At 68.3% G+C, this 15,009-nt stretch carries 12 protein-coding genes and 2 pseudogenes; 4 read left to right on the top strand and 10 right to left on the bottom strand.

The genetic code is table 11. The annotated features are described in order from the left end of the window. Positions 1-540 precede the first annotated feature (540 nt). The 4 genes from I2456_RS02455 to ricR form a co-directional block, all read right to left on the bottom strand. Positions 541-1,425: a L,D-transpeptidase gene (locus tag I2456_RS02455; RefSeq protein ID WP_068030619.1), complete on the bottom strand. Its 885-nt coding sequence runs from the start codon at positions 1,423-1,425 to the stop codon at positions 541-543. A gap of 33 nt (positions 1,426-1,458) precedes the next feature. Next, on the bottom strand, positions 1,459-2,475 hold the full coding sequence (locus I2456_RS02450) for a L,D-transpeptidase (protein WP_085072538.1): 1,017 nt from the start codon (positions 2,473-2,475) through the stop codon (positions 1,459-1,461). A gap of 107 nt (positions 2,476-2,582) precedes the next feature. Beyond that, the gene (locus I2456_RS02445; protein WP_085072539.1) at positions 2,583-3,827 is read right to left on the bottom strand and encodes an MFS transporter; all 1,245 of its coding nucleotides are present in this window, start codon (positions 3,825-3,827) and stop codon (positions 2,583-2,585) included. Positions 3,828-3,943: 116 nt separating this feature from the next. After that, positions 3,944-4,234 carry a copper-sensing transcriptional repressor RicR gene (gene ricR, locus I2456_RS02440; protein WP_068030610.1) on the bottom strand — a complete coding sequence of 97 codons (291 nt, stop codon included), beginning with the start codon at positions 4,232-4,234 and terminating at the stop codon, positions 3,944-3,946. Positions 4,235-4,333: 99 nt separating this feature from the next. Here ricR and ilvD point away from each other — a divergent pair, with 99 nt between their 5' ends. Further along, positions 4,334-6,061, top strand: coding sequence for a dihydroxy-acid dehydratase (gene ilvD / locus I2456_RS02435; protein ID WP_139822964.1), 1,728 nt, complete (start codon positions 4,334-4,336; stop codon positions 6,059-6,061). A 130-nt stretch (positions 6,062-6,191) separates the two neighbouring features. Here the strand turns inward: ilvD and I2456_RS02430 are convergent, their stop codons facing one another. After that, a complete protein-coding gene (locus I2456_RS02430; RefSeq protein WP_085072540.1) occupies positions 6,192-6,851 on the bottom strand; it encodes an O-methyltransferase in 660 nt (219 codons plus the stop codon). A 127-nt stretch (positions 6,852-6,978) separates the two neighbouring features. Here I2456_RS02430 and mymT point away from each other — a divergent pair, with 127 nt between their 5' ends. Then, positions 6,979-7,125, top strand: a complete 147-nt coding sequence (gene mymT / locus I2456_RS29280) for a copper-binding metallothionein MymT (RefSeq protein ID WP_082952221.1) — start codon at positions 6,979-6,981, stop codon at positions 7,123-7,125. Positions 7,126-7,159: 34 nt separating this feature from the next. On the opposite strand, the pseudogene I2456_RS02425 reads toward mymT, so the two are convergent. The 4 genes and pseudogenes from I2456_RS02425 to I2456_RS02410 form a co-directional block, all read right to left on the bottom strand. Then, positions 7,160-9,297, bottom strand: a pseudogene (locus tag I2456_RS02425) (glycoside hydrolase family 3 C-terminal domain-containing protein). Beyond that, entirely contained in the window at positions 9,287-9,808 is a 522-nt protein-coding gene (locus tag I2456_RS02420) for a TIGR04338 family metallohydrolase (RefSeq protein ID WP_085072541.1), read from the bottom strand. The pseudogene I2456_RS02425 and the gene I2456_RS02420 overlap by 11 nt, the downstream one beginning before the upstream one ends. Beyond that, positions 9,805-10,554, bottom strand: coding sequence for a DUF2786 domain-containing protein (locus tag I2456_RS02415; RefSeq protein WP_068030602.1), 750 nt, complete (start codon positions 10,552-10,554; stop codon positions 9,805-9,807). Before I2456_RS02415 ends, I2456_RS02420 begins: the two co-directional genes overlap by 4 nt. A gap of 34 nt (positions 10,555-10,588) precedes the next feature. Continuing rightward, positions 10,589-11,428, bottom strand: a complete 840-nt coding sequence (locus tag I2456_RS02410) for an alpha/beta hydrolase (RefSeq protein ID WP_085072542.1) — start codon at positions 11,426-11,428, stop codon at positions 10,589-10,591. Positions 11,429-11,441: 13 nt separating this feature from the next. On the opposite strand from I2456_RS02410, the pseudogene I2456_RS02405 reads away from it, so the two are divergent. Next, a pseudogene (locus I2456_RS02405) lies at positions 11,442-12,480 on the top strand (sigma-70 family RNA polymerase sigma factor). A gap of 3 nt (positions 12,481-12,483) precedes the next feature. Then, complete coding sequence (locus I2456_RS02400; protein ID WP_085072544.1) at positions 12,484-13,878, top strand: alpha/beta hydrolase domain-containing protein; 1,395 nt, start codon at positions 12,484-12,486, stop codon at positions 13,876-13,878. Here I2456_RS02400 and I2456_RS02395 read toward each other — a convergent pair. Further along, on the bottom strand, positions 13,866-15,008 hold the full coding sequence (locus I2456_RS02395) for an NAD(P)H-dependent amine dehydrogenase family protein (RefSeq protein WP_085072545.1): 1,143 nt from the start codon (positions 15,006-15,008) through the stop codon (positions 13,866-13,868). The two genes, I2456_RS02400 and I2456_RS02395, sit on opposite strands and share 13 nt — an antisense overlap. Position 15,009: the final 1 nt, after the last annotated feature.

Raw genomic sequence — 15,009 nt, 5'->3', positions numbered from 1 at the left:
TGAGTGGTGAACCTGGGGCCTTCAGTGTGAGCTCAGGGCGACGAATCGCCGGGTTTCCCGCCGCAGAGCAACTCTCGACGCCGCACGCTCACACTCGACGCCGCAGAGCGTGAACCTGGGGCGGCATCGCTGTTGACTGTGAACCTGGGGCCTTCAGTGTGAGCTCAGGGCGACGAATCCCCGGATTTCCCACCGCAGAGCAACTCTCGACGCCGCACGTTCACACTCGACGCCGCAGAGCGTGAACCTGGGGCGCATCGCTGTTGACTGTGAACCTGGGGCCTTCAGTGTGAGCTCAGGGCGACGAATCCCCGGATTTCCCACCGCAGAGCAACTCTCGACGCCGCACGTTCACACTCGACGCCGCAGAGCGTGAACCTGACGCGGCATCGGTGTTGACCGTGAACCTGGGGCTTTCAGTGTGAGCTCAGGGCGACGAATCGCCGGATTTCCCGCCGCAGAGCAACTCTCGACGCCGCACGCTCACACTCGACGCTGCGGAGCACCCACCGCAGAGCACCCCGCGACGAGCTAACCCGGTCAGCTCATCCAGTCGTTGGAGCCGTCGTTGCGGGTATAGGTGCCGACGGAGTTCTTCACGATGATCGGATCGCCCGGGCCGAAGTTGGTGAAGAACCACTTGGCGTTCGTCGGGCTCAGGTTGATGCAACCGTGGCTGACGTCGCGCCGGCCCTGGTCATCCACCGACCACGGCGCGCTGTGCACGAAGTTGCCGCTGTTGTCGAAGCGGACCGCGTCGGCCACGGTGATCTTGTAGCCGTTGGCCGAATTGACCGGAACCCCGTAGGTCGAGGAATCCATCACCACAGACGCCATCTTCTCTTGCACGTAATAGGTGCCGTTCGCCGTCTGGTGACCGCCGCTGGCCATGCCCATCGACATCGGGAAGGTCTGCACAACGGCCCCGTTACGGGTAACCGTCAACTGGTGGGTGGCGTCGTCGGCGGTAGCAATCAGCTGATCACCGGTCCGGAAGCTCGACACGGTGCCTCCCGCGTCGACGGTCACGTCGGTGTGAGCGGGCCAGAAATTCAACGGCCGCCACCGCAGTTGAGTCGGGGTCTGCCAGTAGAACTTGCCGTCGACCGGCGGCGTCGACGTAACGCGGATCGCGCCTTCCGCGGCGCCGGCGTCGTCCACCCGCCCCGGGAAATCGATGATGATCGGCTGGCCCACGCCCACGGTCGCGCCGTTGGCCGGGTTGATCCGCGGCGGCCCGAACGGCGCCGCGCCGACGAACGGTGGCGGGTTGTCTGCCGCGGGAGGGGCCGCCGGGTCACCCGGTACGGGATCGGGATCGGCCAGCGCCGGACCCGCCGTCAGGACCAGCGCCAGTCCCAGCACCGACGCGATTCCCGCCGCCTTCAGAGCGCCGAAGAGGCTTCCCCTCCGCCGATCCGACATATGCATCCCTCCTCGTTCGCGCGATCCTGCCGTTTACAACTGCCAGTCTGAGGCCCCGTCGGGCTTGTTGTAGGTCCCTACGGAGTTCTTCACCACGATGGGGTCGCCGCTGCCGAAGTTGTCGTAGAACCACTTGGCGTTGGACGGGCTGAGGTTGATGCAGCCGTGGCTGACGTCCCGCTTACCCTGATCGGCCACCGACCACGGCGCGCTGTGCACGAAGTTGCCGCTGTTGTCGATGCGGACCGCGTCGGACACCGTCACCTTGTAGCCCTGCGCCGAGTTCACCGGCACCCCGTATGTCGACGAATCCATCACGACCGTGGGCATCTTCTCCAGCACGTAGTAGGTGCCGTTGGGGGTCTGGTGTCCCCCGGAGGACATTCCCATCGACATCGGGAACGTCTGCACCACCGTGCCGTTGCGGGTGATCGTCATCTGGTGGGTCGCGTCGTCGGCCGTGGCCACCAGCGCGTCACCGGTGCGGAAGCTGGACTTGGTGCCGGCCGCGTCGATGTTCACTGCGGTGTTGGCCGGCCAGAAGCTGAGCGGACGCCAGCGCAATTGGCTCGGGGTCATCCAGTAGAACTTGCCCGGCACCGGTGGGATCGAGGAGATGTGCACCGCACGTTCGGCCATCGCCTGGTTGGCGATCGGCACCTGGAAGTTGATGATGATGGGCTTTGCCACCCCGACCATCGCGCCGTTGACCGGGTTGAACGTCGGCGGCCGGAATGGCGGGTCGCCGACGAACGGCGTCGGGTCCTGACCGGCGGCCGTCGCACCGGCGGCGGCCGGCACCAACTGCGGGTCCTGCGGCAGGCCGAGCGGAGCCGGGGGCAGCGCCAGCGGATCGGGTGCCGGCGGCAGGGCCAGCGGGTCGGGTGCCGGTGGGTCGGCGGGCGCCATGACCGGGCCCGGACCGCCGGGTGCGTCGTCGGGGTCGGCCAGGGCCTGGCCGGTGCCCAGCACCAGCACCGCCGCTACCCCGGCTGCGTTCACAGCGGCGAACAGGGTCCTCGTCGTGCGGCCCCTTCTCCAGCGCGACATATTGCATCCCTCCAGTCGCGAGTCGGTGACCAGTGTGGCATAGCGGGGAAGCCGCAGACCTCATCGCAGCCCGCAAAAGCCCGGGAAACCGTTGTTGAGCTGCGGGTTCAGGTCGTCTGTGAACTTGCCGAGGAGACCTTGAAGACGTGCCGGGTGGCCGACATGCCCAGCAACGCCACAGCCATCAATCCCGCCGACGCGGTGAGCATCATCGCCACACTGCGCTCGTACAGCAGCCCGCCGGCCAGCGAGCCGGCCATGATGCCGACCTGAAAGGCCGTCACGTACAGGCCCGAAGCGCCATCGGGGTCATCCGCTCCGGCGCGCATCGCCGCGGATTGCAGCATGGGTGTCACCGCGGTGGCCATCGCGCCCCACACCACGATGGCGCCGGTTCCCACGACCAACGCCGTTCGGGCGGACAGATGCCCACCGAACGCCAGCGCCGTCAAGACGACGAACGAGGCCGTCAATCCGGCGATGCAGACGATGATGGCCCCACGAGGCCGACGGTCCAGCGGCCGCGCCACCAAGGTCACCGCCAGCACGCCGGCGACCCCGTAGGCGGCCAGCAGCCAGGCCACATTGGCCCCGCGCACCCCGACGACTTGCCGGATGATCACCACGATGTAGGTGTAGGAGGCGAAGTGGCCGGTGACCCCGACCATGGTGATCAGGCTGATGATGATCAGCGCCCGGTTGCGGTGGTGGTTGGCCCGCGGACCGACGTATTGCAGCTGGTCGGCACTGAGCGTCATCTCCGGAAGGATCAGCCGGGCCGCCACCGTGACCACAGCCGCGGCGACCGTGACGCACACCGCCGCGAGCCGCCAGCCCCACATCAGGCTCAGGGCGGCCGTCAACGGGCTGCCGATCACCAACGCCAGGCTGGTCCCGACGTAGATCGACATGGTGGCGCGTCCGGCGTGGCTGGGTGGTACCAGGCGGGTCGCGACGGGAGCGATCACTGACCACAGCAACCCGTGCGTCACCGCGCACAGTGCCCGCCCGCAGGCCAGCACCGCGAAGTTGGGCGCCAGCGCCGATATGAGCTGCGAGACGGTCAGCACCACCAGGCTCACCACCAGGGTGCGGCGGCGCGGCCAATGCGCGGTCCAGCGCACCAGCGGGAACGTCGTCAGCGCCGCGACCAGGGCATACCAGGACAGCAGCGTGCCCACCCACACGATGCTGACGTGCAGATTGCGCGCGATCGCCGACAGCGCGCCCACCGGCAGGATCTCGGCGGTGACGTAGATGAAGGCCGCCGCGGCCAGCACAGACAGCTGCGCGGCGATCCGTGGCGTCCACGTTCGCGAGGCAGTGGTGGGTATCTCGGTCACGGCAGTCATAACTTGGGACGCGCAATTGCCCAGGCGCGGTCGCCCTGACGCAATTACGCCGCTCTTACGGTACGCACGGCATGGACTGCTTTACCCCAACTTGGGGTTTCAACACGCCCGAGTGATTACGAACGTACCAAGCGCGCAATTGCGGCCGAGGCTTCGGCGAGTTTGCCGTCCGCCTCGGTGCCGCCCTCGGCCACCGCCCGGGTGACGCAGTGGTTGAGGTGTTCGTCGAGCAGGTTGAGCGCCACCGATCGCAAGGCGCTGTTGACCGCGCTGATCTGAGTGAGGACGTCGATGCAGTACTTGTCCTCTTCGATCATGCGCGCGATCCCGCGCACCTGACCCTCGATGCGCCGCAGCCGCTTGGCGTAGTTGTCCTTCTGCTGCGTATATCCGTGAGCGGTTGTCATCTACTCTCCAAGGAGGAACGGCCGGTGCCGCCCATCATACCCCAGCGGGGTATAAGCCTCGGATTTTGGCGCTTATCGCGGCTCGCGCATACTTGAATGATGTCCCGCACCATCGACGAATCAGCCCCGATGCCGACCGACGTCGACATCAAGCCCCGCAGTCGCGACGTCACCGACGGTCTGGAGAAGGCCGCCGCCCGTGGCATGTTGCGCGCGGTAGGCATGGGTGACGAGGACTTCGCCAAGGCCCAGATCGGCGTCGCGTCGTCGTGGAACGAGATCACCCCGTGCAACCTCCCGCTGGACCGGCTGGCCAAGGCGGTCAAGGAGGGCGTTTTCCAGGCCGGTGCCTACCCGCTCGAATTCGGCACCATCTCGGTGTCCGACGGCATCTCGATGGGCCACGAGGGCATGCACTTCTCCCTGGTGTCGCGTGAGGTGATCGCCGACAGCGTCGAAACCGTCATGCAGGCCGAGCGACTCGACGGATCGGTGCTGCTGGCCGGCTGCGACAAGTCGCTGCCGGGCATGCTGATGGCCGCCGCACGGCTGGACCTGGCCTCGGTGTTCCTCTATGCGGGCTCGATCCTGCCCGGGGTGGCCAAGATGTCCGACGGCAGCCAGCGCGAGGTGACCATCATCGACGCCTTCGAGGCGGTGGGCGCCTGTGCCCGCGGGCTGATGAGCCGCGAAGACGTCGACGCCATCGAGCGGGCCATCTGTCCGGGCGAAGGGGCCTGCGGCGGCATGTACACCGCCAACACGATGGCCAGCGCCGCCGAGGCCTTGGGCATGTCGTTGCCGGGCAGCGCCGCGCCCCCCGCCACCGACCGCCGCCGCGACGGGTTCGCGCGCCGCAGCGGCGAGGCCGTCGTCGGCTTGTTACGCCGCGGCATCACCGCCCGCGACATCCTGACCAAGGAGGCGTTCGAGAACGCCATTGCGGTGGTGATGGCCTTCGGCGGTTCGACCAACGCGGTGCTGCACCTGCTGGCCATCGCGCACGAGGCCGGCGTGGCGCTGTCCCTCGACGACTTCAGCCGCATCGGGTCCAAGGTGCCGCACCTGGCCGACGTCAAGCCGTTCGGCCGCCACGTGATGATCGACGTCGACCGCATCGGCGGGGTGCCGGTGATCATGAAGGCGCTGCTGGATGCCGGTCTGCTGCACGGCGACTGTCTGACGGTGACCGGCAGGACCATGGCCGAGAACCTCGCCGACATCAACCCGCCGGACCCCGACGGCAAGGTGCTGCGGGCGCTGCAGAACCCGATTCATCCGACCGGTGGCATCACCATTCTGCGCGGATCGCTGGCCCCCGAAGGTGCGGTGGTCAAGTCAGCCGGCTTCGAATCCGATGTATTCGAAGGGACCGCAAGGGTTTTCGACGGCGAGCGCGCGGCGTTGGACGCTCTGGAAGACGGCACCATCACCAAAGGCGACGCCGTGGTGATCCGCTACGAAGGCCCCAAGGGCGGCCCGGGGATGCGCGAGATGTTGGCTATCACCGGCGCGATCAAGGGCGCCGGTCTGGGTAAGGACGTGCTGTTGCTCACCGACGGCCGCTTCTCTGGGGGAACCACCGGGTTGTGCGTCGGCCACGTGGCACCCGAAGCGGTGGACGCCGGGCCGATCGCGTTCCTGCGCGACGGAGACCACATCCGCCTCGACGTGGCCAACCAGACCCTCGACGTCGTTGTCGATGCCGACGAATTCGAAGCGCGCAAACAGGGTTTCGCTCCCCCGCCCCCGCGCTACAGGACCGGCGTGCTGGCCAAGTACGTCAAGCTGGTCAACTCCGCGGCGGTAGGCGCGGTCTGCGGTTAGCCCCCGCTCGCCGGCCGGAGAGCGAGCGTCCGCTGACGGCGTCGAGTGTGCACACACGGCGGGAAAACCGGCCGATCCCGACCCTGACTACACACTCGACGCCGACGACTCACACTCGGCGCGGCGGCGACTAGCGCACCAGGGCGATCGCGAAGCCGTCCCAGCCCTTGGCGCCGACGGTCTGCAGCGCCGCGGTGTCCAGTTGCGGATGCTCGCCCATCAACTGCAAGGTGTGGCGCGTCGCGGCGACCCGGGCATCGTCGGAGTTCGTCGCCGCGACCTGACCGTTGCGAATCACGTTGTCCACCACGATGACTGAACCTGGCCGGGTCAACCGGACCGCCCACTCCAGGTACGCGGGGTAATTCTCCTTGTCGGCGTCGATGAACACCAGGTCGAACGGGTCACCGGTCAAGGTCGGCAGGGTGTCCAAGGCCGCGCCCACGAGTACCTCGACCCGCTCGGCGACGCCCGCGCGCTGCAGGTTGGCCCGTGCGACTTCGGCGTGCCTGGGCTCGTATTCCAGGGTCACCACGTGTCCCTGGGGGCCGGCGCCGCGGGCCAGCCAAATGGTGCTGAAGCCACCCAGCGTGCCCAGTTCCAGGATGCGGCGCGCCCGGATGGCACCGGCCAGCAACGACAGGAATTTGCCCTGCTGCGCCGACACCGCGATCGGCGGAAGCCCCGCTGCACTGCTGGCTTCCAGCGCCGACGCCAACGCCGGGTCGTCGTCCAGCAGGGCGCTATCCAAGAACGCGTCAACATCTTTCGGGGTGGGTTCGGTTGGCATGCCTGAAACGCTACCCCGTGACAAAGATGCCGCCACACCCTTTACCAGATACCCGTATGGGGTATAGTGGCGGTTGTCGGTCAAACACTGGGACGCTGCGAGTCCCCGTACAGATAAGGGTGAGACGATGCCGAATTACGAGGCTGGAACCGTACTGTCCTGCGGTCACGACCACTGCGGCTGCCGCGTCGTGGTCGAGCACAAGTGTGAATGCTCGGGCTCCGGTGAGGCCTACCGCTGCACCTGCGGCGCCGAGCTGGTTCCCGTCCAATAGGTCCCCCCAGCCGGTCGTGCGGATTCGGCGCTGTTCAAGCGCCTAACGCACGGCCGGCCAACTCGGTTGTGGCCGAGAGTTTCAAGGCCACAGCCGAGGCCCCGACGGCGACCGTGTGGTCACCCGGCTCGATCCGCCAGCAGCCCGCTGACCCCTGGTAGCGCGCCAGCAACCGCGGATCGGCCTCGATCCGCACCTGCGCGGCCTGGCCGGGTTCGAGTTCGACGCGGGTGAATCCCAGCAAGCGCAACATCGGTCCGTCGGGCGCGGCGGTCAAATACACCTGCGGGACGTCCGCCCCGCGCCGCTCACCCGTGTTCACCACGGTGAAGCTGGCCGTCACGGTCTGGCCGCCGGTGACCGTGAGGTCCCGGTAGTCGAAGCTGGTGTAGGACAAGCCATGGCCGAAGGCGAACAGCGGCCGGTGGCCGTATCGGCCGAACCAGCGGTAGCCGACGTCGGCGCCTTCCAGGTACTCAATCGTCGTCGGTGTCCCGAACGGCTCGCCCAGGCCGGGTAGCTGCGGGCGCGGCGTCTGATCCAGCTCCGCCGGGAAGGTGATCGGCAACCGCCCCGACGGATTCACTTGTCCGATAAGCACTTCCGCGATCGCCTGAGCACCGGCCTGGCCGGGATACCAGGCCGCACGACGGCGTTGACCTCCTCCGCCCACGGCATCGCCACCGGGTTTCCGGTTTCGCACACCACCACCGTGTTCGGGTTGACGGCGGCCACGGCCGCGATCACCGCGTCCTGCCCCCACGGCAGCGAGAGGTCGGCGATGTCGACGCCCTCTCCTTCGACCCGGATGGCGAACACGATCGCGACGTCGGCCAGTCGCGCCGCCACTGCCGCCTCTGCCGGGCTGATGCCGGGATCGAACTCGATCTGCGCGTGGGCAAGTCGCTCCCGCAGCGCGTCGAGCGGGCTCGACGGCAGCAGCTGCAGCTTGCGCATGCCGCCCGACAGACCCGGCCCGCCGATCGGGATGACCTCGGCGTAGCCGCCCGGCGGGACGACGGCGGCGGACCCGAAGCCGATCGGCACCCCGCGCTGGGCATAGCCGCCGATCACCGCGATGCGCGCCGTCGACTCCGCGGCCAACGGCAGCACCCCGCGGTTCTGCAACAGCACAATGCCTTCTCGGGCGATCTGCAGCGCAATGTCGTTGTGCGCGGCCATATCCGGGGCAGGAGGAGGGTCTGTTCGGTCGATGCCGACGGCGAACATGGACCGCAGGATCCGCCGCACCATGTCCGACAGCCGCTCCTGGCTCATCCGGCCATCGGCGTATGCGGCGCGCAGCGGTTCGCCGAAGGACTCGGCCTGCCAGAACAGCGCGTCGATCTGCGCACCGGACTCCTGGTCCAATCCGTGCCGGGCACAGTCCCAACTCGGGGTACCGCCCCAATCCGACATCACCCAGCCGCGAAAGCCCCAGGTGTTCTTCAGCACCTCGGTGAGCAGGTAGGTGTTCTGGGCGGCATAGTCGCCGTTGATCTTGTTGTAGGCGGTCATCACCGCGCCGGGCCGGGCGCGCTCGATGACCATTTCGAAGGCCAGCAGATCGGATTCGCGGTGGGCGTCGGGATCGATGAGCGCGTTCAGCCAGTGCCGGTTGGTTTCGTTGCAATTCAGCGTGTAGTGCTTGATTGTCGAGATGACGCCCTGCTGCTGGATCCCGAGCACCGACTCCGCGGCCATGGTCGCGGTCAGTAGCGGGTCTTCGGAGAGGTACTCGAAGTTGCGGCCGTTGCGGGGGTCGCGGGCCAGGTTCATGCCGCCGGCCAACAGCACGTTCAGTCCGCGGCTGCGGGCCTCCCGGCCGATCGCCTGTCCGGCGGCACGGGCCAGCGCCGGGTTGAAGGTGGCGGCCAGCGCCAAGCCCGCCGGCAGCGCGGTGGCGGTGTCGCCCGGGCGGAAGCCGGGATTGGTGACGCCCAGGCTGGCATCGCTCATCAGCAAGGCCGGGACGCCCAGCCGCGGCACCCCGGGCACGTAGCCGGCGCTCATCGGAACACCGTCGGGAATGCGCTCGTCGCGCAGCGGCCACATGTCGCCGGCGCCCATGACGCCGACCAGAAGCGAGAAGCGTTCGTCGTCGGTCAGCTGTGCTTCGATCTCGCGAGCCCGGACGTCGGCGTCTGATCCCGCTAACCCCTCACCGCACACCCTCTTTTGCGTACACGACCCGCAACACGTGGCCGAGTTCGGGGCCCATCACCGCCTCGGCCAGCGTGCACATGGTCGTCACGAACTGCGGACCGTGCGGGGGCGGCGTCTGGCACAGGTGGTGGGCGATCTCGTGCAACACCACCAGTTCGCGCATCGCCCAGTCGGCAGTGTTCCGGTCTGGAACGGCGATAGTGCCTGCGCCGTCGCGGTTTTCGTAGTGCGCGGCGGTGGCGGCTTTGCGCGCCCGCACTCGCAGTGGCCCTGCCGAGGGCCAGTGGGAGCGGACCGCCGGCAACGCCAGCACGTCGTCGACGTAGCGCTGCACCGAGGGCACCGAACCGAACCGGCCTTCGGGCGGCAGCGTCAACTGGGTCCCGAAGAATTCGATCATCGGCGACCCGTGCTCGGCGGCCCGGTCGAACAGCGTCCGCACGAACTCCTCGGCGGCGTAGACCTTGGCGCGCTGGGCGTCTCTGGCGGGCCGGCCCTGCGAATCCGCCGGTGTCACCGGCGCAGTGCGCTCCGCGCGCCGGGCAGTTCCGGGCTGGCACCCAGGCGCGCCCGTTTGCCGGCGCGGTCACCGGCGCGCCGCGCGGCCGACGAATATCCGGCCGAGGCCCTATTGGCCTGCCAGGTGCCCCGCGCCTTGGAGGCCTCGCGGTAGTAGTCGCGCAGCTCGAGATCCTTGTCGCGCAGCGCAATTGCGGTGCCCGGCGCGCGGACCCGGTCCTTGGTGACCTCTTGGCGGGTCTGTTCGCGGGCCTCGGCCAGCCGCTGGCCGACGCGGGCGCCGAACGCCAACTGGAAGTTGAGCCGGGCGGTGATCGTCGGGGTGGGCCGGTGCGCGCCGGAGGCGAGGTAGGCGTCGGAGGCCCGGACCATCTGGACCACCAGGCTGGCGTACAGGGCGTGCGTGGCGTCGATGTCTTCGGCGAACCCGTAGGCGTAGACGAAGGTCGAATTCGACGCCACATCGCAGCGCACGTCGTTGGCCGCCCCGATGAGCACGAACAGCTGCACGTAGGTGCGCAGCCCCCGGGTGCCGGCGTTGCCGATGGTGATGGTGCGTTGGGTCGGGGCCTGGGCCGGTGAGCGGTTGGCGGAGTGCGAACGCGCCACCGCCAGGTCGATGGACGCGGCCGTCGCCAAGCGCTGCGCGGCGGTCATGAATGCGTCCGCCTCGTGGGGATTGTCGGTGCCCTCGGCCTGCCGCAGCAGGGCCGCGATGCGCGCCAACATCTTGTCGTCGGTCATAGCGACAAACTACGGGAGCCTCACGACATCGGGACTACACCCGGCGGTCGATCCAGCTCACCACGTCGTCGAGCACCACGGCACGCTCGGGTTCGTTGAAGACCTCGTGATAGAGGTCCGGATACTCCTTGAGTTCGACGTCGGTGGATCCCACGCATTCGACCAGGCGGCGACTGCCGCCGATCGGGATCAACCGGTCCGCGACGCCGTGCACGACCAGTAGCGGCGCCGTGACGGCGGGGGCCCGCCGGGGCATCGTCTCACCGACCTGCAACAACGCCCGGCCGATGCCGGCCGGGACGCGGCCGTGGTAGACCATCGGGTCGGCGTTGTAGGCGTCCACCACGGCCTGGTCGCGGGAGATCGCGTCGACGTCGAGTTCTTGCACCGGCAAGCCGGGCACCACCACGCCCAGCACCCGCGCGGCCAGCGCCACCACCGGATTGACCAACTCTTGAGCGGCCACCGCCGGCGCGGACAGCACCATCAGGTCGTAGTTGTCCGGGCGTTCGACGCCGTAGGCGAACACGATCGCCCCGCCCATGCTGTGGCCGAGCACGATGCACTTGGTGCCCGGATGCTCTCTTTTGGCGATGCCGACCAGGGTGTCGAAGTCGGCGGTGTACTCGGTGATGTCACGCACCACCATCCGTTTGCCGCCCGAGCGGCCATGGCCGCGGTGGTCCAGGGCGTAGGTGACCAGACCCGCCTCGCCGAATCGTTGCGCGACGTGGTCGTAGCGGCGGGCGTGCTCACCGAGTCCGTGCGCCAAGACCAGCACCGCGCGCGGTTGGGCGTCGGGTGTCCAGACGTCGTAGACGAGGTCCACGCCGCCAAGACCGTCGAAGCTTCTTTCATCGCGGGTGGTAGTCATTACGGGCAGCGTAATGGCTCCTGGAGTTGTCGGCCGGTCTGCGTAGGCTGTTTCGGGTGACGGCGCTCACCGAAGATTTTGCGAACCCCATCGACGAAGGCGGCGGCGACTTCTCCGCCCTCGCCGAGCCCTACCGGCGGGAACTGCTCGCGCACTGCTACCGGATGACCGGTTCCCTGCACGACGCGGAGGACCTGGTCCAGGAGACGCTGCTGCGCGCCTGGAAGTCCTATGACCGGTTCGAGGGCAAGTCCTCGCTGCGGACCTGGCTGCATCGCATCGCCACCAACACCTGCCTGACCGCGCTGGAAGGCCGCCAGCGCCGCCCGCTGCCCACCGGTCTGGGGTCGTCCAGCTCGGACCCGACAGCCGAGCTGGTCGAACGCGCGGAGGTGCCCTGGCTGGAACCGCTGCCCGACGTGACCAACGATTCGGCCGACCCGTCGGTGATCGTCGGGTCCCGTGAGTCGGTGCGGTTGGCGTTCGTGGCGGCCCTGCAACACCTTTCGCCGCGGCAGCGGGCGGTGCTGCTATTGCGTGACGTGCTGCAATGGCGCTCCGCCGAGGTGGCTGAGGCGATCGGCACCACCACCGTCGCCGTCAACAGCCTGCTGCAACGCGCCCGAACCCAGCTCGAGGCGGTCCGGCCCAGTGCCGACGACCGCTTGGATGCGCCGGATTCGGCGGAGGCCCAGGATCTGCTGGCCCGCTACATCGCCGCCTTCGAAAGCTACGACATCGACCGGTTGGTGGAGTTGTTCACCGCTGAGGCGATCTGGGAGATGCCGCCCTTCACCGGCTGGTATCAAGGTCCGCACAACATCGTCACGCTCATCCACCAGCAATGTCCCGCCGATTCTCCCGGTGACATGCGGATGGTCCCGTTGGTCGCCAACGGCCAGCCCGCCGCGGCCATGTACATGCGCGACGGTGACCGGCACGTGCCGTTCCAGTTGCACGTGCTCGACGTCAGCAATGACCGCGTCTCGCACGTGGTGGCGTTCCTCGACGAGAGCCTGTTCGCGAAGTTCGGGCTGCCCAGCACGCTGTAATCGATGGCCGAGTCACCGAGTGTCGTAGCCATCCCCGGCAAACCCGCACTGCTGGTGGGCGCCTACGACATCGGCACGCTGGGCTATGTCGCCGAGGAGTTCTTCGTTTCCGGCACCGCCTCGTCCTTCGCGCCGCTGGGGACGCTCGGTGCCGACGGCCGCTGGGACGTAACCGCCTGCGACACAGCTGAATACACCACTCGCATGGTGGTGCTCCGGCCCAGCGACCCGGCGCAGTTCAACGGCACTGTGCTGGTCGAATGGCTCAATGTCAGCGGCGGCATCGATGCGCCTGCGGTGTGGATGATGGCTCATCGCGAGATCGTGCGCGCCGGTTACGGGTACGTCGCGGTGTCGGCGCAGCGGGTCGGCGTCGAAGGCGGCGCGAGCCTGCTGGGCGCCGACATGTCGTTGAAGAGCCAGGACCCGGCGCGTTATGCGCGTCTGAGTCACCCGGGTGACGCCTTCAGCTACGACATCTTCTCTCAAATCGGCCAACTCGCCGCCGGACCGGGCATCGCGGGATGGAGCGCGGAACACGTTGTCGCCGTGGGTGAGTCGCAATCGGCCATGTTCCTCACCACGTACGTCAACGCCGTCGATCCGGTTGCCGCGACGTTCGACGGCTTCTTGGTGCATTCGCGGTTCGGCTCGGCGGCGCCACTCAACGGCAGCTCGATATTCGACGAAGCGGACACCGACATGCCCGACGTGGTCCAGTTCCGGCCCGACCTGCGGGTGCCCGTCCTGACGGTCATCACCGAGACGGACCTGTTCGGCGGGGTACGGCACGGCTATTACTTCGCCCGGCAGCCCGAGCACGACCGGCTGCGGGTGTGGGAGATCGCCGGCTCGGCGCACGCCGACAACTACACCATCCAGGTCGCGCCGATCGACACCGGTAGCGCGCCGCTGGACGACATTCTCGCCGGCTACGCGCCGACCAACATGTTGATGGGTCAGCAACTCAGCCACTACATCAACTTCGCGCCACAACACCACTACGTGCTGCAGGCCGGCTTGGTCGCGCTGACCACCTGGGTGGGCGACGGCGCTGCCGCGCCGAGCGGCCCGCGCATCGAGGTCCGCGACAGCGGTTCGCCGCAGCCCGTTTTGGACGATTACGGCCTGGCTCGGGGCGGCATCCGCACGCCGTGGGTGGACGTCCCCATCGCGCGGACGTCCGGAGTGGGCGGTACCGACGGCGTGATGTCGGCGATCTTCGGTTCCGGCGAGCCCTTCGACCAAGCCACGCTGCACCAGCGCTACCCCGGCGGCGCCGACCAATTCATGACCGAGTTCACCACGGCCCTCGATGCCGCGGTCGCAGCCGGGTTCATCCTGGCCGCTGATCGTGCCGAGATCCTGGCGCTGGCAGCGGCCACCTATCCCAGCTGAAACAGTCGACTGTCCGGCGCCGGGCCCGGGACCGGACGCATCAGTCCCGCGCCGGTGATCAGGGGCAGGTCTAGCGCCGACAGCAGCCCGGGGCGGGCCGCGTACACGGCCGGGATCGCGTTCACCATCCGCGATGCGCCCGCGATGCGAGCGCCCAGATCGTGATCGCGGTCCTCGGCCATTTCGAACTCGCAGCGCATGCTCGGCGACCCTTCGATTTCCACGCGGTAGCAGCCGCGGCCGGACGCGAGCCCGTAGCCCAGGTCCTTGGGCGCTATGGAGATGTGCGGTTGCGGCCAGTCCGGCGCGAGGTCGTCGCGCATGCGGGTCACGTGGTCGACCACCAATGTCGCCTGGTCACCGACATAGCCGGTCAGCGTGGACCGCATCGCAGCGATCGTGCCCTGCGCGATGTGGCCGGTGGGGGTGTCGAAGGATTCGGGTGCGGGCAGCCGTTCGTTGCTTTCGTCGATGTGGTCGAGCTTGACGCCCAGTCCCGCGGCGAGCTGGTGCAGCACCGGGCCCCACCCGAAGGTGAACACCCCGGGCGTGGCCGCGAAGGCGGTGAACTCCGGCGGCTTGCCGAAACCGAGGATCTCGTAGACGGCCGCCGGGTCGGGGTAGGTGGCGTAGTTGAACATCTCGGTCACCCGCACCGATTCGATGACCCGGGACACCCCGGTCAACACCAGCGGCAGCACGTCGTTGGCGAACCCCGAGTCGATGCCGGTGGTGAAGAAGGAGACGCCGCCTGCCGCGGCAGCCTGCTGCAGCGGCTCGGCGAAGGCCGAGTCGACGGCGTCGGGGTACACCAGCGGCACCACCGAACACGACACCACGTTCTTGCCCGCCTTGAGGATCGACACCATGTCTTCGACGGCTTCCAGCGGCCGCAGGTTGGCCGCCGCGGCGTAGACCACCACATCGGCCTCACCGCCCAGCAGCGTCGCGGGATCCTGGGTGGCGACCACACCCACCGGCGCAACGCCACACAGTTCGCCGGCGTCCCGGCCCGCCTTGGCGTCGCTGTGCACCACCAGGTCGACCAGCTCGAGCTGCGGATGGTCGATGACGCCGCGCAGCGCGATCAGGCCCATGGATCCGGGTCCCCACACTCCCACCTTGATCATG

The sequence above is a fragment of the Mycobacterium kubicae genome, from assembly GCF_015689175.1.
GTDB lineage: Bacteria > Actinomycetota > Actinomycetes > Mycobacteriales > Mycobacteriaceae > Mycobacterium > Mycobacterium kubicae.
This window is presented reverse-complemented; position numbering and strand designations above follow the sequence as displayed.